Source organism: Ancylobacter radicis (genome assembly GCF_018449475.1).
Classification (GTDB): Bacteria; Pseudomonadota; Alphaproteobacteria; order Rhizobiales; family Xanthobacteraceae; genus Ancylobacter; species Ancylobacter radicis.
This window is the reverse complement of sequence record NZ_JAHCQH010000017.1, coordinates 196,780-222,474: the sequence shown is the minus strand read 5'-3', so window position 1 is coordinate 222,474 and position 25,695 is coordinate 196,780. Positions and strand designations below refer to the sequence as shown.

Annotated in this window: 24 protein-coding genes; 10 read left to right on the top strand and 14 right to left on the bottom strand. The window is 66.2% G+C overall.

From position 1 onward, the window contains the following. Nucleotides 1–46 precede the first annotated feature (46 nt). Genes KIP89_RS12845 through KIP89_RS12835 form a run of 3 tightly spaced genes read left to right on the top strand, consistent with a single transcriptional unit; the run spans nucleotide 47 to nucleotide 4,466 of the window. Complete coding sequence (locus KIP89_RS12845; protein WP_213755832.1) at nucleotides 47–2,437, top strand: xanthine dehydrogenase family protein molybdopterin-binding subunit; 2,391 nt, start codon at nucleotides 47–49, stop codon at nucleotides 2,435–2,437. Continuing rightward, complete coding sequence (locus tag KIP89_RS12840) at nucleotides 2,434–3,282, top strand: FAD binding domain-containing protein (protein ID WP_213755831.1); 849 nt, start codon at nucleotides 2,434–2,436, stop codon at nucleotides 3,280–3,282. Before KIP89_RS12845 ends, KIP89_RS12840 begins: the two co-directional genes overlap by 4 nt. After that, nucleotides 3,279–4,466 (top strand): xanthine dehydrogenase family Fe-S subunit, encoded by a 1,188-nt coding sequence (locus KIP89_RS12835; RefSeq protein WP_213755830.1) that lies wholly within the window; start codon nucleotides 3,279–3,281, stop codon nucleotides 4,464–4,466. The genes KIP89_RS12840 and KIP89_RS12835 overlap by 4 nt, the downstream gene beginning before the upstream one ends. A 21-nt stretch (nucleotides 4,467–4,487) precedes the next feature. Here the strand turns inward: KIP89_RS12835 and KIP89_RS12830 are convergent, their stop codons facing one another. The 3 genes from KIP89_RS12830 to pxpB form a co-directional block, all read right to left on the bottom strand. Further along, a complete protein-coding gene (locus KIP89_RS12830) occupies nucleotides 4,488–5,279 on the bottom strand; it encodes a GntR family transcriptional regulator (protein ID WP_250152440.1) in 792 nt (263 codons plus the stop codon). A 68-nt stretch (nucleotides 5,280–5,347) separates the two neighbouring features. Then, nucleotides 5,348–6,385: a 5-oxoprolinase subunit C family protein gene (locus KIP89_RS12825; protein WP_213755829.1), complete on the bottom strand. Its 1,038-nt coding sequence runs from the start codon at nucleotides 6,383–6,385 to the stop codon at nucleotides 5,348–5,350. Further along, a complete protein-coding gene (gene pxpB, locus KIP89_RS12820; protein WP_213755828.1) occupies nucleotides 6,382–7,155 on the bottom strand; it encodes a 5-oxoprolinase subunit PxpB in 774 nt (257 codons plus the stop codon). The genes KIP89_RS12825 and pxpB overlap by 4 nt, the downstream gene beginning before the upstream one ends. Before the next feature lie 110 nt (nucleotides 7,156–7,265). Here pxpB and KIP89_RS12815 point away from each other — a divergent pair, with 110 nt between their 5' ends. Further along, nucleotides 7,266–8,042 carry a LamB/YcsF family protein gene (locus KIP89_RS12815; protein ID WP_213755827.1) on the top strand — a complete coding sequence of 259 codons (777 nt, stop codon included), beginning with the start codon at nucleotides 7,266–7,268 and terminating at the stop codon, nucleotides 8,040–8,042. A gap of 3 nt (nucleotides 8,043–8,045) precedes the next feature. Further along, entirely contained in the window at nucleotides 8,046–10,484 is a 2,439-nt protein-coding gene (gene cofH, locus KIP89_RS12810; protein ID WP_369807140.1) for a 5-amino-6-(D-ribitylamino)uracil--L-tyrosine 4-hydroxyphenyl transferase CofH, read from the top strand. A 123-nt stretch (nucleotides 10,485–10,607) separates the two neighbouring features. Here the strand turns inward: cofH and KIP89_RS12805 are convergent, their stop codons facing one another. The 9 genes from KIP89_RS12805 to KIP89_RS12765 all read right to left on the bottom strand — a co-directional run bounded on the left by KIP89_RS12805 (nucleotide 10,608) and on the right by KIP89_RS12765 (nucleotide 19,649). Beyond that, complete coding sequence (locus KIP89_RS12805) at nucleotides 10,608–11,555, bottom strand: LLM class flavin-dependent oxidoreductase (protein ID WP_213755826.1); 948 nt, start codon at nucleotides 11,553–11,555, stop codon at nucleotides 10,608–10,610. A gap of 129 nt (nucleotides 11,556–11,684) precedes the next feature. Next, nucleotides 11,685–12,488 carry a CoA-transferase subunit beta gene (locus tag KIP89_RS12800; RefSeq protein ID WP_213755825.1) on the bottom strand — a complete coding sequence of 268 codons (804 nt, stop codon included), beginning with the start codon at nucleotides 12,486–12,488 and terminating at the stop codon, nucleotides 11,685–11,687. Continuing rightward, the gene (locus KIP89_RS12795; protein WP_213755824.1) at nucleotides 12,478–13,467 is read right to left on the bottom strand and encodes a CoA transferase subunit A; all 990 of its coding nucleotides are present in this window, start codon (nucleotides 13,465–13,467) and stop codon (nucleotides 12,478–12,480) included. Before KIP89_RS12795 ends, KIP89_RS12800 begins: the two co-directional genes overlap by 11 nt. Before the next feature lie 12 nt (nucleotides 13,468–13,479). Beyond that, on the bottom strand, nucleotides 13,480–14,973 hold the full coding sequence (locus KIP89_RS12790; protein WP_213755823.1) for a pyridoxal-phosphate dependent enzyme: 1,494 nt from the start codon (nucleotides 14,971–14,973) through the stop codon (nucleotides 13,480–13,482). Nucleotides 14,974–15,073: 100 nt separating this feature from the next. Then, nucleotides 15,074–15,790 carry an ABC transporter ATP-binding protein gene (locus KIP89_RS12785; RefSeq protein WP_213755822.1) on the bottom strand — a complete coding sequence of 239 codons (717 nt, stop codon included), beginning with the start codon at nucleotides 15,788–15,790 and terminating at the stop codon, nucleotides 15,074–15,076. Beyond that, a complete protein-coding gene (locus KIP89_RS12780; RefSeq protein WP_213755821.1) occupies nucleotides 15,783–16,541 on the bottom strand; it encodes an ABC transporter ATP-binding protein in 759 nt (252 codons plus the stop codon). The genes KIP89_RS12785 and KIP89_RS12780 overlap by 8 nt, the downstream gene beginning before the upstream one ends. Beyond that, nucleotides 16,538–17,470 carry a branched-chain amino acid ABC transporter permease gene (locus KIP89_RS12775; RefSeq protein WP_213755820.1) on the bottom strand — a complete coding sequence of 311 codons (933 nt, stop codon included), beginning with the start codon at nucleotides 17,468–17,470 and terminating at the stop codon, nucleotides 16,538–16,540. Before KIP89_RS12775 ends, KIP89_RS12780 begins: the two co-directional genes overlap by 4 nt. Then, nucleotides 17,467–18,330, bottom strand: coding sequence for a branched-chain amino acid ABC transporter permease (locus tag KIP89_RS12770; RefSeq protein WP_213755819.1), 864 nt, complete (start codon nucleotides 18,328–18,330; stop codon nucleotides 17,467–17,469). Before KIP89_RS12770 ends, KIP89_RS12775 begins: the two co-directional genes overlap by 4 nt. 101 nt (nucleotides 18,331–18,431) lie before the next feature. Beyond that, entirely contained in the window at nucleotides 18,432–19,649 is a 1,218-nt protein-coding gene (locus KIP89_RS12765; protein WP_213755818.1) for an amino acid ABC transporter substrate-binding protein, read from the bottom strand. Nucleotides 19,650–20,003: 354 nt separating this feature from the next. On the opposite strand from KIP89_RS12765, the gene KIP89_RS12760 reads away from it, so the two are divergent. From KIP89_RS12760 to KIP89_RS12740, 5 genes are read left to right on the top strand one after another with little or no spacing between them, the layout of a single operon-like run. Continuing rightward, on the top strand, nucleotides 20,004–20,468 hold the full coding sequence (locus KIP89_RS12760) for an SRPBCC family protein (RefSeq protein ID WP_213755817.1): 465 nt from the start codon (nucleotides 20,004–20,006) through the stop codon (nucleotides 20,466–20,468). A 32-nt stretch (nucleotides 20,469–20,500) separates the two neighbouring features. Then, entirely contained in the window at nucleotides 20,501–20,989 is a 489-nt protein-coding gene (locus KIP89_RS12755) for a (2Fe-2S)-binding protein (protein ID WP_213755816.1), read from the top strand. Nucleotides 20,990–20,994: 5 nt separating this feature from the next. Next, entirely contained in the window at nucleotides 20,995–21,801 is an 807-nt protein-coding gene (locus tag KIP89_RS12750; protein ID WP_213755815.1) for an FAD binding domain-containing protein, read from the top strand. A 17-nt stretch (nucleotides 21,802–21,818) separates the two neighbouring features. Beyond that, nucleotides 21,819–22,166 carry an ArsC family reductase gene (locus tag KIP89_RS12745; protein ID WP_213755814.1) on the top strand — a complete coding sequence of 116 codons (348 nt, stop codon included), beginning with the start codon at nucleotides 21,819–21,821 and terminating at the stop codon, nucleotides 22,164–22,166. Between the two features lie 59 nt (nucleotides 22,167–22,225). After that, complete coding sequence (locus KIP89_RS12740; RefSeq protein ID WP_213755813.1) at nucleotides 22,226–23,833, top strand: peptide chain release factor 3; 1,608 nt, start codon at nucleotides 22,226–22,228, stop codon at nucleotides 23,831–23,833. 17 nt (nucleotides 23,834–23,850) lie between these two features. Here KIP89_RS12740 and KIP89_RS12735 read toward each other — a convergent pair whose 3' ends face one another. Together KIP89_RS12735 and KIP89_RS12730 are read right to left on the bottom strand one after the other, a co-directional pair. Then, nucleotides 23,851–25,002 (bottom strand): GGDEF domain-containing protein, encoded by a 1,152-nt coding sequence (locus tag KIP89_RS12735; RefSeq protein ID WP_213755812.1) that lies wholly within the window; start codon nucleotides 25,000–25,002, stop codon nucleotides 23,851–23,853. Nucleotides 25,003–25,097: 95 nt separating this feature from the next. Next, on the bottom strand, nucleotides 25,098–25,529 hold the full coding sequence (locus KIP89_RS12730; RefSeq protein ID WP_213755811.1) for a L,D-transpeptidase: 432 nt from the start codon (nucleotides 25,527–25,529) through the stop codon (nucleotides 25,098–25,100). Between the last annotated feature and the right edge of the window lie 166 nt (nucleotides 25,530–25,695).

The following is a 25,695-nucleotide window of genomic DNA, read 5'->3' as shown; positions in this document are numbered from 1 at the left end:
AGCATCTTCAACGCGAGGTTTGAGGCGGGTGTCGTCAGGGGCGTTCATGGTCGGCCAGCAGGCGGTTGACGGGCGGGAAAAGCCGGCGCGCGGCGTCGGCGCCTCCCTCCCGCGCAAGGAGGATGCCCGGCTCATGGAAGGGCGCGGGCGGTTCATCGGCGACATGCGATTTCCGGGCCAGCTCGAAGTCGCTTTCGTGCGCTCGACCCTCGCCCATGCCCGCATCACCGCCATCCATATCCCCGCCCATCTGAAGGGCCGCGCCTTCACCCATGACGACATGATGGGCGTGAAGGACATTCTCGCCAAGACCGGCCTGCCGGGCTTCCGCGTCTCCGCCCAGCCCTCGCTGGCGAGCGGCAAGGTGCGCTTCGTCGGCGAGCCGGTGGTGATGGTGCTGGCGCCAACGCGGGCCGAGGCGGAGGATCTCGCCGAGGAAATCCGCGTCGGCTATGAGGAGCTTCCCGCCAATTACGACATGCTGCGCGCGGCGACCCCGGAGGCGGCGCGCATTCATGAGGACTGGCCGGACAATGTCTTCCTGATCTCGCAGACCGAGAAGAACCTCTCCGAGGCGCTGGCGGATGCCCCGATCAAGGTGACGCGCGAGGTGCGCACCAGCCGGCAGTGCATGGCGCCGCTGGAGGGCAAGGGCTGCATCGCCGTCTCCGAGCGCCACACCGAGCAGCTTCATCTGTGGACCTCGACGCAGATGCCGCACATCGTCCGCTCCGGCCTTGCCGAGTGTCTCGGGCTGGACGAGCGCAAGATCCGCGTCGTCGCCCCCGATGTCGGCGGCGGCTTCGGCTGGAAGGGGCTGCTTCAGCCCGAGGAAGTGTGCTGCGCCTGGGCGGCGCTCAAGCTCGACCGGCCGATCAAATGGCTGGAGGACCGGCGCGAGCACCTGATCGCCGCCGCCAATTGCCGCGAGCACCATTACATCATGACCGCCTATGCGGATGCGGACGGCCATTTGCTCGGCTTCGAGGCCTCCGCCCATGTCGATGCCGGCGCCTATTCGGTCTACCCGTTCTCGGCCTGCCTCGAGGGCGCGCAGGTCGTCTCCAACCTGCCGGGCCCGTACAATTTGCCGGCCTACCGCGCCCGCGTTTTGTCGGTGTGCTCCAACAAGCCGCCCATCGTGCCCTATCGCGGCGTCGCCCGCACCGGCGTGTGCACGGCGATGGAGCTGATGATCGACGCGGTGGCCCGCGCCGCCGGCCTTGAGCCCTATGAGGTTCGGCTGCGCAATCTCGTGCGGCCCGACCAGATGCCTTTCCGGTCCATCACCGGCAAGGATTTCGACATGGGCGACTATCCCGAGAGCCTGCGCCGCGCGCATGAGATGATCGGCCATGCGGCGGTGCGCGCCCGCCAGCAGCAGGGCGAGGCGGATGGGCGGCGCATCGGGCTCGGCTATGCCGTCTATTGCGAGCAGGGCGCGCACGGCACCTCGGTCTATCATGGCTGGGGCATTCCCATGGTGCCCGGCTTCGAGCAATGCGGCGCCCGCCTCACGCCCGACGGCACGCTGGAGGTGCGCGTCGGCAACCAGAGCCACGGTCAGTCCATGGAGACCACGCTGGCGCAGATCGCCTGCGAGGTGCTGGGCATCGACCCGGAGCTGGTGAATGTCGTGCATGGCGACACGGCGATGACGCCCTATTCCACCGGCACCTGGGGCTCGCGCTCGGGCGTGATGGCGGGCGGCGCGGTGGCGAGCGCCTGCGACAAGCTGGGCGAACGCATCAAGCGCATCGGCGCGCATCTGCTTCAGGCGCCACTCGATGCCGTGCGGATCGAAGACGCGAAGGTCGTCGGCCCGTCCGGCTCCGTCACCTTCCGCGAGATCGCCCACACCTTCTACCGCGCGCCGCAGAACCTGCCTGTCGATGCCGACCCGGACGGGCTCGACCTCGTCGCCGGCTACCGGCCGGTGGTCGATACCGGCACCTTCTCCTATGCCACCCATGCCTGCGTCATCGCGGTGGAGCCGGAGACCGGCGAGGTGGAGATCCTCGATTACGTCATCGTCGAGGATGGCGGCGTGCTGCTGAACCCGATGGTGGTCGACGGCCAGATCTATGGCGGCACCGCGCAGGGCATCGGTACCGCGCTTTATGAGGAGATGGTCTATGACGAGAACGGCCAGCCGCTCGCCTCGACCTTCGCCGATTATCTGCTGCCCGGCGCCAATGAGATGCCGCCGGTGAGGATCCAGCACATGGAAACGCCCTCGCCCAACACCCGCTTCGGGCAGAAGGGCATTGGCGAGGGCGGCGCCATCGCCCCGCCCGCCGCCATTGGCAATGCCATCAATGACGCGCTGGCCGATCTCGGCGTCGAGCTCACCGTCTCGCCGATGACGCCCCGCCGGGTGCGCGAGGCCGTGCTCGCCGCGCGCGCCCGCCAGCTTGCGGAAGGGGGCGCCGCGTGAAGCCCGCCCGTTTCGACTATCTGCGCCCCGCCGATCTTCCCACCGCGCTCACCGCGCTCAAGGAGGACACGGGCGCCAAACCGCTGTCGGGCGGGCAGAGCCTCGGCCCGATGCTGAATTTGCGCCTCGCCCGACCCTCGCTCCTCGTTCATGTCGGTGCGCTGCCCGAACTGCGCGCGGTGGAGGAGCGCCCCGACGCCATCCTCTATGGCGCGGCGATCACCCATGCCGAGTTCGAGGATGGCGCGGTGCCGGACCCGACGCCCGGCTTCCTCGCCCGCATCGCGCGGGGCATCGCGTACCGCGCGGTACGCAATCGCGGCACGATCGGCGGCAGCCTCGCCCATGCCGACCCCGCCGCCGACTGGCCGACCACGCTCGCCGCGCTGGGCGCGCAAGTAAGCCTCGTCACCCTCACAAGCCTGACTGGTCACCTCACTGCACCGACACTCCGCCGGGAAATGCCCGTCGAGGACTTCATCACCGGGGCCTTCGAGACGGCTTTGGGGGAGGGGGAAATCGTCGAGGGTGTGGTGATTCCGCGGTGTCATGGCACCGCCCGCTTCGGTTATCGCAAGTCCTGCCGCAAGGTCGGCGAGTTCGCGGAAGCGATGTGCGCGGTACTCTACGACCCCGCGCGCGGCGTTTTTCGCCTCGCTATCGGCGCCACCGAGGCCCGGCAGGTGGTGATTCAGGATGCCCGTTTCATCCTGCAAGACGTTGATAAAATTGACGAAGTCCTGCGTGAAGCCGGGCTTGCCGCCGACCCCGCCAGCTTCCGTCTGCGCCGCGCCGTGATCCGCGAGGCGATTGCCGCGCTTGAGCCCGAGAGCCTTCCCGCATGAATGCCGTGACACATGCCCTGTCGATCGAGGTCAATGGCCGTCCCATCGAGGCCGAGGTCGAGCCGCGCCAGAGCCTGGCCGATTTCCTGCGCGAGGATCTGCTCCTCACCGGCACCCATCTCGGCTGCGAGCACGGCGTCTGCGGCGCCTGCACCATCCTCATAGACGGCGCCCCCGCCCGCTCCTGCATCGCTTTTCCGGTGGCGCTGGAGGGGGCAAAAATCACGACGATAGAAGGACTTATCGACGATCCCGTGATGGTCGAACTGCGTGCGGCGTTCACCCGCGAGCACGCTTTGCAGTGCGGATTCTGCACGCCGGGCATGCTCGTCATGGCGCGCGACATCGTGCTGCGCCGCCCCGGTCTCGACACGGATGCGATCCGCCACGAACTGGCGGGAAATCTCTGCCGCTGCACCGGCTATGTCGGAATTATCAAGGCCATTCAATCGGTTGCGGCCGAGCGTGCGGGCGAGGCGCCTCTTGTCACCCGTGGCACCCTGGTCGCGCCGCCCCTTTATGCCTCGCCGCTGACGCTCCCGGTGCCGCCGACCTCGCGTATCGGTATTATTGAACCTCAGAAAGCGCCCGCCGCGGCGCCGGAAGATGCGGCCTTCACCATCGAGCCGCTGCGCAATCCCATTGAAATCGTTCAGGAATTCGACGTGGGCGCGCCCCGTGCGACGGTCTGGGCGCTTTTTCAGGACCCCGCGCGCGTGATCGCCTGCCTACCCGGCGCCAGCCTTTCCGAACCGTCGGACGGGCGCAGCCTGAAGGCGGAAATGCGCGTCAAGCTCGGCCCGATGCAGGCCGCGTTCGGCGGCGTCGGGCAGATCTCAGCGGATCCGTCGACCTGGTCCGGTGCCATTGACGGGCGGGGCGTGGATGCCAGGAGCGCCACGCGGGTGCAGGCGCGGCTGGTCTATCGCCTTGAAGAAAAAAGCGAAAATGGCACGCATGTGTGCGTCGATGTGGCCTATGTGCTCCAGGGGCCGCTGGCCCAGATGAGCCGTGGCGCCATCGCCCGCGACCTCGCCGCCCGCCTCACCGGTGCCTTCGCCGCCAATCTCGATGGCGCGGTCAAGGGAGGTGTCTTGGCACCTCAAGCCGCCCCGCTGGATGCCGGCTCGCTGGTCCTGTCCCTGCTCAAGGGCTGGCTCGCCCGCCTGTTCGGGCGCGGCTAAAATTCTTGTCTATCAAAGACTTCAGCCGAGAAGGTCAACGTCGAGCTGCACGCAGTCGCCGCGATAGATGATATCGGCGACATAGATCACCACGCCCGTCGCGTCGGTGATCACGAGATGCGCCTCGACCGTGGGAAAGCCGATTCCCGTCGCCAGAAGATTGGCCACGCGCGGTTCCACCGTACCGACGATGAAGGATTGCCGGGCTTTCGTCACCGTGAGGCCCTCCAGCGTCGCCACCACGCTGATGGTCGGCTCGCGGTCGAAGCGTTCCGGCGCCAGCGCATAGAGCCGCTCGTCGAAATGCACGCGGGCATAGGAATAGGGCTGCCCGCGCCGCGACTGCACGCTCTCCAGATAGCGGTAGGATGATGCCGTCTCGCCATCCTCCGGCCGGATCGCCGGGGCGGGCGGGTTGGCGGAAACCGGCAGGAATCGCGGCACGTTGGCGCCGATCGTGCCGGCCAGCGAGTGCCATTTCAGATCGAGCTTGAGCCAGCGTTTTTCCTCCACCGAGCCGGAGACAAACGTCCCCTTGCCCTGGATACGCCGCACCAGCCCCTCGCTCTGCAGCACCTCGACAGCCTGCCGCACGGTGACGCGAGCCACCCGAAACTCGGCCTCAAGCTCTTGCAGTGTCGAGATTTTCTCGTTCGGGCCCCATACCCCGTCCTCGATCCGGCGGCGAATGACGCCGGCGATCTGCAGATAGCGCGGTACCGGGCTGCGCCGGTAGTCGGGGCTGGCCAGAGCGGCCGCGTGGTCTTTCAGCATGGGCAGGTCGGTTCCGATGGAGCCGCTGGGCGGCGTCATGTCATGTCAGAATCGGCAAGATCTTCCTATCTTCAGTATCATGTAATCCTATCCGCGACCCCGCGCCGTTACTCGGTTTCCAGCGCCGAAACGACGCCGGACACCAGATTCGCACGCCATAGCGCGTCCATGTCCACCCGTGCTCCCTCGCGCACCGGGACGAGGCTCGCGATCAGGCGCGCCATCTCGCTCTCCAGCTCCCGCCGCGCCTGCTCCGCCTCCGCCACGCTCACCGCCGCAAAGCGTATCTCCGCGCCCGGCAGCAGGCGCCCGGCGGCCGGCAGGTCGGCGGAAATCACGGTGGCGATTTTGGCATAGCCGCCAATGGTTTGATGGTCGGCCAGCAGCATGATGGGCAGGCCGGAGCCCGGCACCTGGATCGAGCCGGTGGCGATGCCGTCCGAGACGATGTCCGCACTTTTGACGAAGCCGAGCGCCGGCCCCTCAAGGCGCATCCCCATCCGGTCGGCCTCGCGGGAGACTCGATAAGGGGATGAGAGGAAGGTCTCCCGCCCCGCCTCGGTGAAGGCCTCGGCTTGGGGTCCCATCACCACACGCAGCGTGGCTGAAAAGACGCTCGCGGGCGGTCGCGGCAGTTCGAGGCAGGGGCCGGAGAGGTCGCTTGCGTCGATCGGCACCTCGTCGCCGGCCGCCAGCGCACGGCCCTCGATCCCACCGAACCGGCCTTTGAGGTCGGTCGAGCGTGATCCCATGACGAGAGGTGTCATGATGCCTCCAGCGATCGCAAGAATGGCGCACCCGCTACCGCCCAGCGCCCCGATCCGTACGCTCGCGCCCTCCGGCACCTCGATCGCCCGCCAGCCCGGAAAAGCGCGCGTCTCGCCGTCGTGGCTGACATCGATGCGGGCCGTGGCGCCGGCCAGCGCGATCCGCACGGCGCCGCCCTCCGCGATAAAGCTAGGTCCGGAAAGGCGCATTTCCAGCGCGGCGGCCGTGGCGGGGTTGCCGACCAGCGCGTTGGCGAGGCGCAGCGCCACCGCGTCTAGTACGCCGCATACGGGCACGCCGAAGGCCTGGAAGCCGATGCGCCCGCGATCCTGCACGCTGGTCTGGGGCCCCGGCTGGAGAATACGCAGCGCCGTCATGGGGTTGCCTCGCATTCCGGCGCGTACTCCCCGCGCGTAACGGCCGCGCGGATTCGCTCATGCTCGATGGCTTCCACCGGCACGAAGCGCACCCCATCGCCCGGCGCGAACAGTGTCGGCGGCGCGCTAGCCGGGTCGAAAAATCGGATCGGCGTGTTGCCGATCAACCGCCAGCCGCCGGGCGATTCAATCGGGTACACACCCGTCATCCGCTGGGCGATGGCGACCGAGCCGGGAGGGACCCGCACGCGCGGGGTGGTCAGGCGCGGCAGGTCCAGCCTCGCCGGCAGGTCGCCGAGATAGGCAAAACCGGGCAGGAAGCCCTGCACATAGACGCGGTAGGTCGTCCCCGCATGCAGCGCCACGACCTCAGCGGTCGAGAGCCCCGTGGCGCGGGCGACCTCGTCCAGATCCGGCCCCGCATCGCCGCCATAGAGGACCGGCAGCCGCCAGGTTCGCGGAGGTGTCACGACACCGGTCTCGCCGAGATCAAGTTCCGCGATAGCGGCTTGCAGCGCCTGCGCCGAGGTGCGGCAGGGGTCGTAATGCACCAGCAGCGAGCGGAAGGTGGGAACCGTCTCCACAAGCCCCTCGGGCGGCGCCGTCGCCAGAAGTGCTGCGGCGCGATGCACCAGGGCGTTTATGTCGGGCGAGATCGCGTTTCCGAACTCCACGGCAAAGGCCGTGTCGCCCACGGGCAGGAAGCGGCAGAGCGTGCCGATGGCCCGCTTTCCACCTTCCCCCGTCTTGTTGGCGCCTGCGTTCTCCATCTATCCCCACGCCCTTGCAGCAATCATCCTAATGTTAGTATGTTTGAGCTTGAAATCCATTATTATCTAATGTGTTAATAGTGGTCTGAATTGACCTATCGGAGGCTCCTGTGGCGCAGCGCATCAATATCAACGCCGATATGGGCGAAGGCTATGGCCACTATCAGATCGGCAATGACGCCGAGATCCTGAAAATCGTGCAGAGCGTCAATGTCGCCTGCGGCCTGCACGCGGGAGACGCGACGGTGATGCGCGATGTGTGCCTCCAGGCGCAGGCCAATGGTGTCTCGATCGGCGCCCATCCCGGCTTCAACGATATCTGGGGTTTCGGGCGTCGGCATATCCGCATGAGCGCCACCGATCTCGAATATCTCGTGGCCTACCAGATCGCCGCGCTGATCGGCATGGCCAACTATGCCGGGGCCAAGGTCACGCATGTGAAGCCGCATGGCGCGCTGAACAATATGGCGGCGGTGGATGCCGATTATGCCTTGGCCATCGGTCGGGCGATCAAGACCGTCGATCCCACGCTGTATTATCTTGCCCTCTCCGGTTCGCAGATGGAGAAGGCCGCGCTGGCGCTCGACCTGCCGCTGGCGCGCGAGGCCTTCATCGACCGCCTCTATGATGATGAGGGCAATCTGCTCACGCGCACCCATCCGCAGGCCGTCATCAAGGAGCCGGCGGTGGCGGCGGAGCGTGTCGTTCGTATGGTGCTGGATGGCGAAATTCTCTCGGTCAACGGCAAGAAAATGCCGACCGCGTTCGACTCGCTCTGCGTCCATGGCGATGAGCCGACCGCCATCGCCGTCGCCGCCGCCTGCCGCGATGCGTTACGCGACGCCGGCGTCGAGCTGGTCACGCTTCCCGAGCTGATGAAGGCCTGAGCTGTGGCGGCGCGGGAGCCTTGGGGAGCGGTTGCCGCGGGCGCCCAGCTGTCGCGCGATGAGGCCCTCGGCCTTGCCGCGCGGACCGATCTTGCGGCCCTGATGGCGGCGGCAGCGCGGGTGCGCGACGCCGGTTTCGGCACGACCGTCACCGTGTCGCGCAAGGTGTTCATCCCGCTGACCCAGCTCTGCCGCGACGTGTGTCATTATTGTACCTTCGCGCATCCCCCCCGGAAAGGACAGAGGTCCTATCTTACCCCCGACGAGGTGCTGGAGATTGCCCGCGCCGGCGCCCGCGTCGGCTGCGACGAGGCGCTGTTCACGCTCGGCGACAAGCCGGAGCTGCGTTATCGCGCGGTTCGCGAGGAACTGGCCGCGCTCGGCTACGCGACAACACTTGAATACCTCAAGGCCATGGCCACGCTGGTCCTCAAGGAGACCGGCCTGCTGCCGCATCTCAATGCCGGCGTCATGGACGAGGCCGATCTCGCCGGGCTGCGCGAGGTCTCCGCCTCGCAGGGGCTGATGATCGAGACCACCGCCGAGCGTCTCTCGGCGCGCGGCGGCCCGCATTTCGGTTCGCCCGACAAGCGGCCTCCGGTCCGGCTCGCGACGCTGGAGGCGGCCGGACGCGCCCGCGTGCCCTTCACCACGGGGCTGCTGATCGGCATAGGCGAGACGCGGGAGGAGCGCGTCGAGGCGCTGCTGGCGATCCGCGACAGCCATGAGCGGCACGGCCATGTGCAGGAAGTCATCATCCAGAATTTCCGCGCCAAGGCCGGCACGAAGATGGCCGAGGCACTGGAGCCCTCGCTGGAGGATCATCTGTGGACCGTGGCGGTGGCGCGGCTGATCCTCGGTCCAGCCATGTCGGTTCAGGCGCCGCCCAATCTCCAGCCGGAGGGGCTGAAGGCGCTGATCGACGCCGGAATCAATGACTGGGGCGGCGTGTCGCCGGTCACGCCGGATCATGTGAACCCCGAGGCGCCCTGGCCGGCGCTCGCGGCTCTCGGCGCGGCTACCGCCCGTGCGGGCAAGGTTCTGGCCCCACGCCTCGCGGTCTATCCTGGTCATCTTGCGGCGCGCGCGACCTGGCTTCATCCGCACGTCGCGCCCCATGTCCTGCGCCGCGCCGATGGCGCAGGCCTCGCTCATGAGAGCGCCTGGCGGGTGGGCGAGGAGGAGGGGGCGAGCCTCGTCGAATGGCCGGCGGCGCCCGCGCTGGCGGGGACCGATAGCCGGCTCGACGCCATCATCGACAAGGCTTTTGCCGGCCGCGAACTGGCGGAAGACGAGACCGTCACTCTGTTCGACGCGCGCGGTGCGCGGGCCCAGCGGGTGTTCGACGCGGCCGATGAGTTGCGGCGCCAGACGGTCGGCGAGACCGTGTCCTATGTCGTTACCCGCAACATCAATTACACCAATGTCTGCGCCTATCGCTGCGGCTTTTGCGCGTTCTCAAAAGGGCGCCAGCACGAGCATCTGCGTGGCCGGCCCTATGAGCTTGACCTCGGCGAGATCCAGCGCCGCGCCATCGAGGCGTGGCAGCGCGGGGCGAGCGAAGTGTGCATGCAGGGCGGCATTCACCCGGATTTTTCCGGCGAAACCTACCTCGCCATTGTCCGCGCGGTGAAGCAGGCCGTGCCGGACATGCATGTCCATGCCTTCTCCGCGCTGGAAGTGCAGCACGGTGCCGCGACGCTCGGCCTGTCGATCCCGGATTTTCTCACGCGGCTGAAGGAGGCGGGCCTTGGCACGCTGCCGGGCACGGCGGCGGAAATCCTCGACGACGAGGTGCGGGCCATCATCTGCCCGGACAAGCTCGATACGGCGCAATGGCTGGCCATCATCGGCGCCGCGCACCGTGTCGGCCTGAAGACGACATCGACCATCATGTTCGGCCATGTCGACGGCTATCATCACTGGGCGCGCCATCTGCTGCGCCTGCGCCGCCTGCAGGCGGAAACCGGCGGCATCACCGAGTTCGTGCCGCTGCCCTTCCTGCATATGGAGGCACCTTTATACCTCAAGGGCGGCACGCGCGCCGGTCCGAGCCGGCGCGAGGCGTTGCTGATGCACGCGGTCGGCCGGCTGGCGCTCAACCCGCTCATCACCAACATCCAGGCGTCTTGGGTGAAGCTGGGCGAGGGCGGCATTGTGGCCGCGCTGAAGGCCGGCGCGAACGACATCGGCGGCACGCTGATGGATGAATCGATCAGCCGCGCCGCTGGCGGCATGCATGGCCAGGAATTCGCGCCCGATCGCATGGAGGCGGCCATTCGAGCGGCGGGCCGCATCGCCCGCCAGCGCACCACCACTTATGACGAGGCGCCCTCGCGCCAGAAACAGCGTTCCTATGCCGCCGATGCGTTGGCGCCGCGGCAGGAGCCGGCCGCCGGCAAGCACGCCCGGACGGGGAGCCTCGCGGCGCTGCGCGGCTAAGGCCGACCACATCGCCTTGTCAGCGAGAAAAAGGGGTGAGGGGCGTTGAGGGGGTCATCGACCCCTCACCAGCCCGCCGGGGCGGGCTACCCTCCAAGGCGGAGGGATAGGAAACCAGCGCGCCTATCTGCGCAGCAGCGGCAGCACGTCATGAGCGAGCAGGTCGATCTGCTCCTTCTCATAGCGCCACGGCACGAAAACGATCTTCTTCACGCCGGTGGCCATATGGGCGGCGATCTGCTCGGCGCATTCTGCCGGGGTGCCGACGATGGCGCTGTCAAAGGTCGAGAGCGACCCCTTGGACAGATCCCACTCGGCGTGGAGCCATTCGTTCATCTTCGCCATGCCGACCTCGCGCGGGCCGACATAGATCGGCAACTGGTTGAGGCTGTAGAGTTCGGCCGGATCGCGCCCGGCTTCCTCGGCATAGGCGGTGATCTTCGCCCAGGATTCGTTATACGCCTCAGGGGTATAGAAGTAGGTGAGCCAGCCATCGCCCTTTGTCGCCGCGCGCTTCAGCACCACATCGACATAGCCGCCGATCAGGATCGGCGGGTGTGGCTTCTGCACCGGCTTGGGGAACATGACCGCGTTGCGCAGATTCAGTTCGTCCCACTGGCCGGTGACGGAATCCTCGGTCCACAGCCGCTTCAGTATGTCGAGGTTGCGGTCCATGATTTTGCCGCGACGCTCATAGGCAATGCCGACGGCATCAAACTCGCGCTTGTACCATCCCACCGCCGCGCCCAGCATTAGCCGGCCGTTCGAGATCAGGTCGAGCGAGGAAAGCTGCTTGGCGAGAATGACCGGATTGCGCAGCGGCAGTACCAGTACGCCAGTACCGACCTTGATGGTCTTGGTGCGCGCCGCCACGGCGGTGAGCAGCGAGAGCGAGTCGATGATCGGAAAATGTGGGTCTGTGCCGAGCAGGATGTGGTCCCACACCCAGAGCGACTCGAAGCCGAGTTCCTCCATCCGCACGCCATAGTCGATCAGGGCGCCCGCATCCGGCATTTCCGGGAAGCGGGTGAAATTGCGCATCGCGATGCCAAAGGAGACGGGGGCGGGCATGGGCAGGCCTTCTGTTAACTCACCTCTCCCCGTGGGGGAGAGGTCGCCGCGGCGCGGCGGGTGAGGGGGCGGAGCGAGGGAAGGCCCCTCACCCCGACCCTCTCCCCAATGGGGAGAGGGAGAAGGAAGCTAGGCCGTGTAAAGCTGCTGCGGATCGAGTTCGCGCAGGATGGCGAGTTCCTCAGGCGTCGGCGCCTCCGTGGTCGGCACGTCGGCCGGGACGGGGATATCAAAGCCCGTATTGGCCTTGATATCCTGCGCCGAGACGCCCGGATGTAGCGCCACCACCGTCATCGCCCGGCTGGTGTCGTCGAAGCCGAGAATGCCGAGATCGGTGACGACGCGGAACATGCCGCCCGCCGGCAGGCCACGCTCGGCGCGGGTCTGGCCGCCGTCGAGAAAGCCGGGGCTGGTGATGAAGTCGACCTTCTCCACGAAGCGCCGCTTCTCATGCTTCATGGCGACGATCATGTCGGCGAGCGAGGCGATGTCATTGCCCCCGCCCGTGCCCGGCAGGCGGATCTTCGGGGCGTTCGGGTCACCGATGAAGGAGGAGTTGAGATTGCCGAACCGGTCGATCTGCGCCCCGCCCATGAAGCCGACATCAACATAGCCACGCTGCAGCATCAGCAGCACTTCGGTGATCGACACCAGCATATTGGCGCGGCGGGTGCAGCGTTGCTCATTGGTCGACGGTGGTAATTTACCGGCTTCGACGAAGGGGCCGATGACCCCGCCCTCGAACAGAATGGTGAGGCCCGGCGCGTGGGTCTTCTGCGCGAGGATGGCGGCGAGTAGAGGTATCCCCACACCTGCAAAGACAGTCTGGCCATCCTTGAGCAGACGCCCACTCATCACCGCGAGCAGTTCCGAGCCGGTATAGCCGGGGACGGGCGCTAGCGAGAGGCCGGCGCGGGCGCGTTCAGTCGTCATAGATGCCACTCCCGCGGCGCTGGGCGTCCAGCAATTCGGCCATGCCGATGCGGTTGAGGTAATCCGCCCAATTCTTCGGCTCGTGATAGAAGCGTTCGAGATAGGCCTGCGCACCCGCTTCCGGGTCGCGCGCCGTCATCTGCGCGTACAGGTCCATATGGCTGTAGAACGGCTCATAGAGGCCGTAGCACTCGTGCGGCGCGCTGCCGAAGGGAACCTCGACCACCGCATCCACCGTGAAGAAGCCGATCTTGGTCTGGTCCGGGTGGCGGCGGATCTGCTCGTTGGAGACCACGCGCTCGGTGGTGAGGATCACCCGGTTGGCGGCCATCGCGATGTCGATGTCCATGAAGGTCAGGCCGTCGAGCTGGGCGTTGCCATAGGCGTCGCATCGCTGGACATGGATGATCGCCACATCCGGGTTGAGCGCGGGCACCAGCAGCAGCGTCTCACCGGTGAACGGGCATTCCATGGTCTTGGCGGCGGCAAAGGCCGCGTCGGCGGGGCCCTCATCGCCGCTGACCCGCGCCAGCACATCCGAGCCGAGCATGGAGCGCATCGGCATGAAGGGCACGCCCATGGCGCCGGCGCGGTAGCGGAGGCCCATCGCCATGTGGCTCCACTCCTCGAAGCGCGCGCGCTTCGATTCCGTGTAGGCCCGCATCACCTTGGACACACCCCAGACAATGCCCTGGCTGAACCAGCTGGTGATGATGTGCCGGGACAGGCCGGAGGCGTAGAAGATGTCGCCCTCGGTCGAGACGATCGAGCGCGAGACGGTAAGATCATGCTTCTGCGCCCGCACCAGCGCCCAGATCAGCGCGAAGGGGGTGCGCGACGCCGTGCAGCCGCCGACAGCGACATGATCGCCGTTCTGGACCAGCCGCACGGCGTCCTCCAGCGTCGTCACCTTGTCGCGCAGGCTGCGGTCACGCTCTCGGGTACGCTGCCGGAGTTCGGAATAGGACAGGGGCGTCACGGATCGCTCTCCTCACGCCGCCTGGGCGATGCCGACATCGCGGTTCATGCGGTCGATCATCTCGTCGAACACGGGAAGCGAATCCCGCAGCTCCTTCCAGAAGCTCTGGTGGCGGCGGCGGTCGAAATCCTCGACGGAAATGCCCTGCTGCTCGACCCAGGTGTAGTAGCCGAGGTTGAACACGCGCTGGCGCTCGCGGTGGTCGAGTTCGAGCACATGGTCGGCATCCCCGCCGAGCAGGTGCTGGCCGAACGCCTCGGCTGCGTCGATCTGGTCGAACGTCCCGCCCCGGCGGGCGAGATGGGCGGCGAGCTCGCTCGGGTAAAGCTCCGCGCCGTCCGTCGCCACGGTGATGATGACATCGGTCTCGCCGAGATCGAGGCGCCGCGCGGTCTTGATCGCCGCCAGCACATTGCCGATGCCGGAGAAGCCGAGTTCCGCCAGGCCATCCAGCGTCGCCGCGTCGATACCGCGCCGCTCGGCGAGGTAGGTGCGGCCGGCCTTTGAGCCGAACAGCAAGCCGAGATCATCCGTCGCATGGTCGGAGACGCCGGCGATCAGGTCGGTATTGGTGACGTTGTGGATCAGCGGCACATGCTTGTCGCCGATGCCCTGAATGTTGTGCTCGCCGAAGCCGTTATAGAGCAGCGTCGGGCATTCCACCGGCTCCATGGCGACGATGCGGGCGCCGTAGGTTTCCTTCAGATAATCGCCTGTGCCCAGCGTGCCGGCCGAGCCGGTGCCGGCGACGAAGGCCGCGAGGTTCAGCGTGCCGGAGCTGTTCAGCGCCTCGAACAGCCGGCCGGCAGCGGTGCCGGTCATGGCGTAATGGGCGAGGTAGTTCGGGAATTCGGAGAACTGGTTGAGGATGAAGTTACCTTCGTCCTTCGCCATCTCGGCGCAGGCGTCATAGATCTCCTTCACATTCGACTCCGTGCCCGGCGTGCGCACGATATCGGACGGGTCGGTAACCCACTGCTCCAGCCAGTTGAACCGCTCCGCGCTCATCCCGCCCGGCAGCACGGCGACGCCGTGGCAGCCGAGAATGCGCGAGATGGCGACGCCGCCCCGGCAATAATTGCCGGTGGACGGCCATACCGCGCGGTGATGCGTCGGGTCGAACATGCCGGAGACGAGACGCGGGGCGAGGCAGGCATAGGCCGCCAGCACCTTATGCGCCCGGATCATCGGAAAATGCCGGCCCTGCATGACGATGATGCGGGCGGGAACCCCGGTGATGGCGGAGGGCAGCTCAAGGAAGGACGGGACGGTCACACCGTTCACACTGTCCGCCTGATTGAACCAATGCACCCCGAACAGATTGCGCCCATCCGGCGCATTGCGATCGGCCTGCGCCGCGAGCTTGCGGGTCGCGGCAGGGATGGTTTCCGGCGCCGCGAGTTCGGAAAAGCGCGGGAGGACGATGCCGCGTTCGCGCAGATGCGCCACGGTGCGGGCGTAGATGCCGTCATCGACGACGCGGGAGGGGAGCTCGAAGGGGTTCATGCGGACTCGATCGCAGTTCCAGTGGATGCGGCGTACCGCACGTTTTCGATGATACTAATGATAGAACCAATGATGCAAATTCTTATTTCTTGCATTGAGGTTATATCGACAGATAGGCGTCGCTGACCGTGGGGTCGCGGGCCAGCTCAGCCGAGGCGCCGGTGCGTGCCACGCGGCCATTCTCGACGATATAGGCGCGGTTTGAGAGTTCGAAGGCGGTCATCACATCCTGCTCGACCAGCAGAATGGTCTGGCCCGCCTTGTTGAGGGCGACCAGCGCATTGCCGAGATGCTCCACCATGCGCGGCGAGAGGCCGAGCGAGAGTTCGTCGATCATCAGCAAACGTGGCCGGGACATGATGCCCCGCCCGACCGCGCACATCTGCTGCTCGCCGCCTGACAGCGTCGTCGCGTCCTGGCGCTGGCGCTCGCGCAGGATCGGAAACAGCTCGAACACCCATTCCAGATCGTCGGCGATGGCCTGCTTGTCGGTGCGCAGATAGGCGCCGAGCAGGAGATTGTCGCGCACCGTAAGGCCGCGAAACAGGCGCCGCCCCTCCGGCACATGGGCGATGCCGGCCTTGAGGATGATGTCCGGTCGGGATCCGCCGATTTCCGTGCCGTCGAAACGGATCGAGCCGGCGCTAGGTGCCAATTGCCCGGAGATGGTGCGCAGCAGCGTGCTCTTGCCGGCGCCATTCGAGCCGACCAGCGCCACCACCTCGCCCGCATTCACCGCGAGGTCCATACCCCACAGTACCTGAATCTGGCCATAGCCCGAGGTGACGCCGGAAAGCGAGAGCAGCGGTTCAGCCATGGTGCATCTCCTTGAGCCGCGCCGCGAATTTCTGACCGAGATAGGCCTCGATCACCCGCTCGTCCGAGACGATCTCCCGGCTGGGGCCGTCGGCGATGAGCTGGCCGTGATGCAGCACCAGAAGGCGCTTCGACAGCGAGAGCACCACTTTCATCAGATGCTCGATGATGAGCACCGTGACGCCGCTGTCGGCGATCTTGCGGATGAGGTCGAGCGCGCCATCGATCTCGGAGGAATTGAGCCCGGCATTCACCTCGTCGAGCATCAGCACCTTCGGGTTCATGGCGAGGCTCTTGGCCAGTTCCAGCCGCTTGCGTGCTGCCAGAGCGAGGTTTGCGGCGGGCCGGTCGGCCAGAGGCGCCAGTCCGACAAATTCAAGGCTCTGCCGGGCCTTGTCCCGCGCGTCGCCCACCGAAGCCGCGCCGCCCCCGAACAGCGCGCCGGCGGTGACATTCTCCAGCACTGTCATGGCCGGGAAGGGCTGGACGATCTGGAAGGTGCGGGCAAGGCCCCTGCGCGCGGCCTGATAGGGCTTTTGCAGTCCTACATCCTCGCCCTCGAACATGATCCGGCCGGAACTGCGGCGCAGATTGCCGGTGACGACATTGACCAGCGTGGTCTTGCCGGCGCCGTTCGGTCCGATCAGGCCGACGACTTCGCCTTCATTGAGCCCGAAGGACACATCGGTGAGGGCCTTCAGGCCGCCAAAGGTCTTGGAGACTCCCTCGAGCCGCAGGATCGGGTCGCTCATGCGGCGCCTCCCGGCATCAGGCGGCGGCGCAGGCTGAGCAGGCCGCCGGGCAGGAAGAAGATCAGCACCACGATCACCAGGCCGAGAATGGCGCGGTTCCAGTCGATGAAGTTGGCCCAGAACACCTCTTCGAGCAGCACGAAGGCCGCCGCGCCGATGGCCGGTCCGAGAATGGTGCCGGCGCCGCCCAGCAGCGCCATGACGACGACCTTCACCGTCAGGACGATCTGGAAGGAATCGGTCGGGTCGATATAGCCGGTCCAGGAGGCATAGGTAGCGCCCGCGGCGGCGCAGAACACGGCGGAGAGTGTATAGGCGGCGACCTTGTAGGCGGTGGTGTTGACGCCGACCATGGCCGCCGCATCCTCGTTCTGATGGATGCAGCGCAGGCCGAAGCCGAGACGGGAGCGATCGACGAGAATTGTCACGAGGAGGCTTGCCGCCAGGATCACCAGCATCACCATCAGGAAGAACCGCATCAGGTCCTCCGGGGTGCCCTGGACCAGTGGCAGGTTCAGCCCGTCGCCGCCGCCGGTGAGGCTCGACCAGGAGGAGACGATGAGGCGGCACAGCTCGACCACGGCGATCGAGCCGATGGCGAAGTAATGGCCGCGCAGCCGCAGCAGAATGCCGCCCAGCAGTGCCGCGAAAGCCGCCACAGCGACGGAAGCGATGGCCCAGGCCACGACCATGGGGACGCCGCTGCGCTGGCACAGCGCGCCGACATAGGCGCCAAGTCCGAAGAAGGCTGCGGTAGAGAACGAGGGATAGCCGGTGAAACCGCCGATGAAGTTCCACGATGTGGCCAGCGCCCCGTACATGGCGACGATGGCGGCGGTGCGGACCACGTAATTATCGCCATAGAGCGGTGCGGCCGCGAGGATGGCGAGGCCGACAACAAGCGACGCGTAAAGCGGGAGCGGTTTCATTCGTAACCCTTCACGCCGACGAGGCCCGTGGGGCGGGTGAGAAGCAGCACCAGCATGAGCAGGAAGCCGGCCGTCATCGCCTGCTGCGGCCCGAACCAATGGCCCGCGAAGCTCTCCACCAGTCCGAGCACGAGCCCGCCCACCAGGGCGCCGGGCACCGAGCCGAGGCCACCGACGACGCAGACCACGAAGGCCTTACCGAGCCAGATGCCGGTGACATTGGTGGTGATGGGAAAGATGGTGGCGAAGACGACGCCGGCGGCCCCCGCCATCAACGCGCCGATGCCGAAGGTGATGGCGTAGATGCGGTCGGTGCGGATGCCCATCAGTTCCGCGGCCATGCGGTCCATGCGCACGGCGACGATGGCGCGCCCGATGCTGGAGCCGCGCATCACCGCATAGAGCAGCAGGGTCAGCAGCAGGGCGAGACCGGTGCCGAGCAGGCGGTCTACCGGAAGCGTGATCGGGCCGAGGCTGATCGCGCCGAGATCGAGCGTGATCCGGCGCGGCGTCGCCGTAAAGAAATAGGTCATCGCGTTGTAGAGGATCATGTCCAGCCCGAAGGTCAGCGTCAGTGTGGTGAGCACCGGGGCGCTGACGACCTTGTTGATCAGGCCGCGCTGGAGCGCGAAGCCGAGGGCGAACATGAGGGCGGCGACCACCGGCAGCATGATGACCGGATGGATGCCGTAAGCGTGCCAGGCGAAATAGGTGAGGTAGCCGCCGAGAATGATGAAGGAGCCGTGGAGCATGTTGATGACGTTCAGCACGCCCCACACCAGCGAGAAGCCGACGGCCAGGCACGCATAGAGTGCGCCGAGCATCAGGCCGTTGACGAGTGTTTGCAGATAGATGGCCATGGGCTTCCTGAGATCGCGATCAGCGGCGCGGGCGATGCGGCAGAGTGGCAAGACACCTGCCGCATCGCGTGATGGGCCGTTTGGTCACGTCGCTGCGGTGGTCACTTCGGCATGGCGATCATGTCGGCGTTCTTGATGGCCGCCGGGGCGAGCACCTTGATGGTCTCGTCCTGCACCTGGATGATCGGCAGTTCGCGCGGCAGGTTCATACCGTTCGGGCCGAACTTGATCGGGCCGTAGAAGGTCTGGATGTCGGTTGCGGCGATCGCATCGCGCAACTTCGCCTTGTCGAGCGAGCCGGTACGCTCCAGAGCGTCGGCGATCACCTCGCCAGCGGCGGCACAGGAACCGTGCACATAGTCGGGATCGCCGCCGGTCTTCGCCTTGAACTCCTCATAGAAAGCGGCGGTGGTCGGCCACACGCCCTCGCCGGTGTAGGAGGTCGCGTGGTGCCACCAGCTCGACGAGGTGATGCCGTTCGCCAGCTTGCCGAGGCCTTCGGTGAATTCCTTGTAGGACGGGCCCGTCACCATGGTGACGATGGGCGCGGTGACGCCGAGATCCTGCATCTGCTTGCGGGCAAGGATCAGGTCCTGCGTATAGCCGGTGATGTAGATCCAGTCGGGCTTGGTGGCCTTGATCGAGGACAGCGCGGCGGCGTGATCCATCGTGCCGACCGGATAGAGTTCCTTGTAGGCAACGGTCAGGCCCTGCGCCTCCGCCGCCTTGGCGATGCCCTCGGCCATCGACTTGGGGAACACGTCGTCGCGCCCGAGAACGGCGATGGTCTTGGTCTCCGGGTACTTTTCCTTGAACAGCTTCACCATGGCCGTGGTCATGCCGCCATTCGGCGAGAGCGTGCCGAACAGATGCTTGAAGGTCTGGTCGAAGACGCTCTCGGAGGAGGCGACGCAGGCGATGGTGGGAATCTGGTACCGCTCGCCGACGCCGGCGACGATCTTGGTATGGCCGGAACCGAAGGGCGCGAAGAGGAACTGCACCTTGTCGTCATTGATGAGCTTTTCGGCGAGCTGGCTCGCGCGCTGGCCTTCCGACTGGTAGTCGTACTCGATCAGCTCGACCTTCATCTTCTTGTCGCCGACCTGAAGGCCGCCGGCGGCATTGACCTTCTCGACCCACATCTTCCAGACGATGTCCTGCTTCTTGCCCTCGTCGGCGAGGCCTCCGGTGAGCGCGAGCGGCGCGCCAATCTTGATGACTTCCTGCGCCTTGGCAGCGCCGGCGGCGAGAAGGCCGGCGGCAAGACCGCCCGCCAGCAAGGCGAGGCGGGCGGAGCGGAGCAAACCCATGTCGGACATGTCAGTCTTCCCTGTTCTGGAACGGCGTGTGGTTGTCTCGCCCCGCTGGGAGGGGCCGCTCGGAACGCGTCGGCCGCGGTGCTGGAAAGCGCACTACGCTGCGGCAGGTATGGTGTGCTATGTGACCATACCAATAATGCAATTTTGCTCAATAAAGATTGACACTTAGCGTTGCGTCAATTTTATGCAGCGCGCGCCTCCTATGCGGGCATTTTCGCTTCAGGCCGGTTCCCGGCGGAGGCTGGTAGCGGCGGAAGCGTGGTTATTCGAGGGTTGGCACATGGGTTGCTCAGGCACCGGGCCGGCCTCAAGGTGACTGCTCCGTCGTGGCCGCGCAGAAAATTCAGGTGCCCTATGGATTTGACCGGTTCCCAGCGCATTGAGGCCCCTCGCGAGGAGGTGTGGCGCGCGCTCAACGATGCGGAGATACTGCGTCAGTGCATTCCGGGATGCCAGGAGTTGGTGCAGACGTCGCCGACCGAGTTCACCGCCAAGGTCGTGCTGAAGATCGGGCCGGTGAAGGCCGCCTTTGCCGGCGCGGTGACGCTGTCCGACCTTGAACCGCCCACCGCCTACCGCATCTACGGCGAGGGGCAGGGGGGCGTCGCGGGTTTCGCCAAGGGCGGGGCGAAGGTCTGGCTGATTGAGGAGGAGGGTGTCACCATCCTCAATTACGAGGCGCAGGCGAAAGTTGGCGGCAAGATCGCCCAGCTTGGCGCCCGGCTCATCGAGGGGACCTCTAAGAAGCTGGCGGGCGAGTTCTTCGGGGCCTTTGCCCTGCTTGTGGCGCCGGCGCCCGTCGACGTCACCACCGAATAGCGTTTCGCGCATAGGCGACCGGGAGCAAGCCGATGCAGACCATTACCCTGACCGTCAATGGCGCGGACGTCACCGCCACCATCGACGTGCGCACGCTGCTGGTGCAGTTGCTGCGCGACACGCTGAACCTCACCGGCACGCATGTCGGCTGCGACACCAGCCAGTGCGGCGCCTGCACGGTGCTGCTCGATGGGGTGGGCGTGAAGGCCTGTGCCGTGCTCGCCGTTCAGGCGGATGGGCTGGAGGTGACGACGGTGGAGGGCATTGGCGGGCCGGAGCATCTGCATGTGATGCAGGAGGCCTTCCGCGAGCACCACGGCCTGCAATGCGGCTTCTGCACGCCGGGCATGATCATGGCCGGGCTGGATATGGTGCGTCGCCACGGCCCGGTTATGGACGAGACGACCGTGCGCACGGAGCTCGAAGGCAATATCTGCCGGTGTACGGGCTATCATAATATCGTGCTGGCCATCATGGCGGGCGCCCGGGCCATGGCGGCAGTGCCCGCGGCGGCGGAGTGAGCGGCATGTTCCCCTTCACCTATCACCGCCCGACGGACCTGCCGACGGTTCATGCCCTTCTCGGCGGTAATGACGAGGCCAAGCTCCTCGCCGGCGGCCAGACGCTTATTGCGACCCTCAAGCAACGTCTTGCCAGCCCGAGCGACCTGATCGACCTCGCCGCCATTCCCGGTCTTGCCGGCATGTCGCGCGAGGGCGACACGCTGGTCATCGGCGCCATGACCCGCCACGCCGATGTCGCCGCGTCCCCGCTGGTGCGTGAGGCGCTCCCGGCGTTGGCCGCTTTGGCGGAGCTGATCGGCGATCCGGCGGTGCGCAATCGCGGCACGCTGGGTGGCTCGATCGCCAATAACGACCCTTCCGCCGACTATCCCGCCGCCTGTCTCGCGCTTGATGCGACGATCGTGACCGACAAGCGGGAGATCCCGGCCGGGGATTTCTTCCGTGATCTGTTCGAGACGGCGCTGGAGCCTGCGGAAGTGATCCTCAAGGTGATCTTCCCGCTCGGCGGGCAGGGAGCCTATGAGAAGTTCCCCAATCCGGCTTCCCGCTATGCGATGGCGGGCGCCTTTGTCTGGCGCGGCATGGGCAAGGTGCGCGTGGCCATCACCGGCACCGGGCAAGGCGGGGTGTTCCGCTGGAGCGAGGCCGAGGCCGCGCTTATGACCGACTTCGATCCGTCCGCGTTGGACGGGCTTTGGCTCGACGGTGACGCGATGATCAGCGACATCCACGGCACCGGCGCCTATCGCGCGCATCTGGCCGGCGTTATGACGAGGCGCGCCGTGTCGCGGATCCTCGCGCTCGGCTGAGCTTTGCGAGGTTCCGCGTGGCTGTCACGATCTATGGCATCAAGAACTGCGACACGATGAAAAAGGCGCGCGCCTGGCTCGACGCGCAGGGCGTGGCCTACCAGTTCCACGACTACAAGGCGTCCGGCATCGACCTTGGGCGGTTGCAGGAGTGGGCGGGCAAGGTCGGCTGGGAACCGCTGCTGAACCGCGCCGGCACCACCTTCCGCAAGCTCGATGAGGCCGACAAGGCCGATATCGACGAGGGCAAGGCACTGGTGCTGATGCAGGCGCAGCCCTCGCTCATCAAGCGGCCGGTGCTCGACGCGGATGGTACGTTGCTCGTCGGCTTCAAGCCGGAGGCCTACGCGGCGCGGTTCGGCTGAATCACCGGACGTGCCGCACGCCCCTTGATCCCGCGCCTCATCCCTGCCATTTCCGGCCTATGAACGCTCTCTCCAACTCCGCCGCCTCGCCGATCGCGCTTGAAGTGGCGCGCCGTCGCACCTTCGCGATCATCTCTCATCCGGATGCGGGTAAGACCACGCTGACCGAAAAGCTGCTGCTGTTCGGCGGCGCGATCCAGCTCGCCGGACAGGTGCGCGCCAAGAAGGACCGACGCTCGACGCGTTCGGACTGGATGGCGATCGAGCGCGAGCGCGGCATTTCCGTCGCGACGTCGGTGATGACCTTCGAGTTCGACGGGCATGTGTTCAACTTGCTCGACACGCCGGGCCATGAGGACTTCTCGGAAGACACCTACCGCACGCTGACCGCGGTCGACGCGGCGGTGATGGTGATCGATGCGGCCAAGGGTATCGAGGCACGCACGCGCAAACTGCTGGAAGTCTGCCGGCTGCGCGATATTCCGATCATCACCTTCATCAACAAGATGGACCGCGAGAGTCGTGATCCGTTCGAGATTCTCGACGAGATCGAGAAGACGCTGGCGCTCGACACCTCGCCGATGACCTGGCCGGTGGGCCGCGGGCGCGACTTTGTCGGCACCATGGATGTCGCCACCGGTGGCATGCGCCTGCTCGATGGCGACGAAGGCAAGACAGGCCCGTTGCGGCAGATGAGCATGGCGGAGATCGCCGCGCTTAACGTAACGCTGGAAGAGCCGGCGCTCGCCGAGGAACTCGGTCTGGTGCGCGAGGGTTGCAACCCGTTCGACCTTGAATCCTTCCTCGAAGGCCATCTGACGCCGGTCTATTTCGGCTCGGCGCTGCGCAATTTCGGCGTCGGCGACCTGCTCGAAGGGCTCGGCCGCTACGCCCCGCCACCGCGGGCGCAGGACGCCGACAAGCGCCGCGTCGAAGCGGAGGAACCGCGCATGACGGCCTTCGTCTTCAAGATCCAGGCGAACATGGACCCCAATCATCGGGACCGTATCGCCTTTGCGCGGCTGTGTTCGGGCCGGCTCCAGCGCGGCATGAAGGCCAAGCTGGTGCGTACCGGCAAGCCGATGAGCCTGGCCACGCCGCAGTTCTTCTTCGCGCAGGATCGCCAACTGGCGGAGGAAGCCTATGCCGGCGACGTGGTCGGCATCCCCAATCACGGCAATCTGCGCATCGGCGACACGCTGACCGAGGGCGAGGAGATCAACTTCGTCGGCGTGCCGAGCTTCGCACCGGAAATCCTGCGCCGGGTAAAGCTCTCCGACGCCATGAAAGCCAAGAAGCTGAAGCAGGCGCTGCAGGAAATGGCGGAAGAGGGCGTCGTCCAGGTCTTCCGCCCGACGGATGGCTCGCCCGCTCTCGTCGGCGTCGTCGGTCCCCTTCAGCTCGACGTGCTGAAGAACCGGCTGGAGGCCGAGTATGGGCTCGATGTCGGCTTCGACATGTCCGAGTTTCAGCTTGCCCGCTGGGTCTCGGCGGCCGATCCTAAGCGGCTCGACGAATTCGCCGCCGGCAATCGCCTCTCGACGGCGGAGGACCTCGATGGCGATCTGGTGTTCCTCAGCCCCTCGGCTTTCATGATCGGCTACACAGGCGATCGCTGGCCCGGCATCGTCTTCACCGATGTGAAGGACGTGAAGAAGGCGGCCTGAGGCCACCTTCTCGCGCGCTATCCATAAAGCCTCGGCTCCGCTGGAATGACGCGGTTTCTCCCGCTGCGCTTGGCGGCATAAAGTGCCTTGTCGGCCTCGTTCAGTACCTGCTCAAAGGTTCCCCCGTGGACGACGCCGAAGGCAATGCCGGCGCTGGCAGTGCTTGAGAAGCCGGCAATGCCGATCGAGGTCGACATCTGCGCAAAGTACCGACACACATTCTCGGCAAGCCGAAAAGCCCGGTCCGCCGAGGATGAGGGAACGACCAGCGCGAATTCTTCGCCGCCGAGCCGCGCGGCAAGAGTGTCCTTCGGGATTTCACGTTCGATCGCGCGGGCGAATTGGACGATCACCTGATCGCCGACGGCGTGCCCGTGACTATCATTGATGCTTTTGAAGTGGTCGATGTCGAACACGATGATGGCTGTCCCGGCGGCGATGGGACAGCCGCCCTGCGCCTTGAACAGGGCGCGGCGGTTCATCAAACCGGTCAGCGAGTCGGTCATCGCGGCCCGCTGGTGTTCACGTGCGGTCCGGGTCTGGCTCAATGTCAGCGTCACGGCGCCGATGCCGGGGACGCAGGCGATCATGACCAGCAGCGAAAAATCCTCGGCCCAACCGGAGGGCGCGCCTGGCAGTGTCAGACGGCCATCTATGGCAATGATGATCGCGCAGAGCAGGAAGGTGAGTCCCATCAGGGAATAGAGAACGCACAGCCCGCCAATGGCGACGGGGGCGTGACGGCGGGCGCCCCAGTATTGTCCAGCCACAAGGAACAGCAATACGGCCACGGTGGCGTTGATCGGCGCGAAACCGATGCCGCTATAGCCGAGAATGAGCAAGGGCAAGGCCAGGACATTCGCGATGATGGCAAGAGTGGTGACAAGCCGGCGTGATGGCCGCTCCGTGCGGAATCGGTAGCCCGCGCCCACCAGCAGGGACAGGCCGACAAGTATGATGCAGAAAGCCGCGACGGCGATCGCCACCTTGGGGGTCGCGACATAAAAGCCGTAAAGCAGGAGTCCCAGGCCGCAGAGGGCGCCACCGATCGCGCAGTTGAGCAGGAAGGAGTCCTTGGGGCCCATCAGCCAGCCGATGAAGATCATCGCTGAAAGGCAGGCGGCGGATATGCCGACGGCGGTAAGCAGAGTCACATAGTCCAGCAACATCAATGAATTCCCGCGGCTGCCGGACGCCCGCCCCGCTGTGCGTTGTTAGGCTGCATGTGAAGCAGCAGATCGTCAGCCGCGTCTGTCGGCCTCGATCATCGCGTAATGACGATCTCGGTATTACTCCGTCCGAATTCGCTGACAAGTGAGAACAAGGTCTTGGCATTTTCCGGATGAAGGCGGATGCAGCCATGCGACGCCGGGCGCCCGAGGCGCCGCAGATCGTTGGTGCCATGGATGGCATAGCCCTTGTGGAAGAAGACCGCATAGGGCATCGGCGCATTGTCGTATTTGCGCGAGAAATAGCGTCGGTGCATGCGGTACGGATGAAACGTGCCGACGGGGGTCCGGTACCCCTTGCGCGCCGTGGAAACCGGCCAGGTGTATCTCCGCCAGCCCTCGACCCAGACCTCCATGCTTTGCGTGGACAGGTCGATGTGAGCGACTACCGCCTGTGCACGGGCGTGCGGCACGTGCGCCAGTGAGAGCGCCAGTGTGGCCAGTATGATCAAAAGGATGCGCTTCATCCCAGCTCCCCCGCAAGAGCGGCCAGTCTGGCACGTGACGTTGCGGAGCGTGAGCGTACATGCTCGTTATGGTTTACCTGACCGCAACCAGACGGAGCGATGCGCGACCGCAAGCCCGATGGCGCCCGGCTTGGAAACGATCTAGCTTCGCGCCGCACTCATCTCG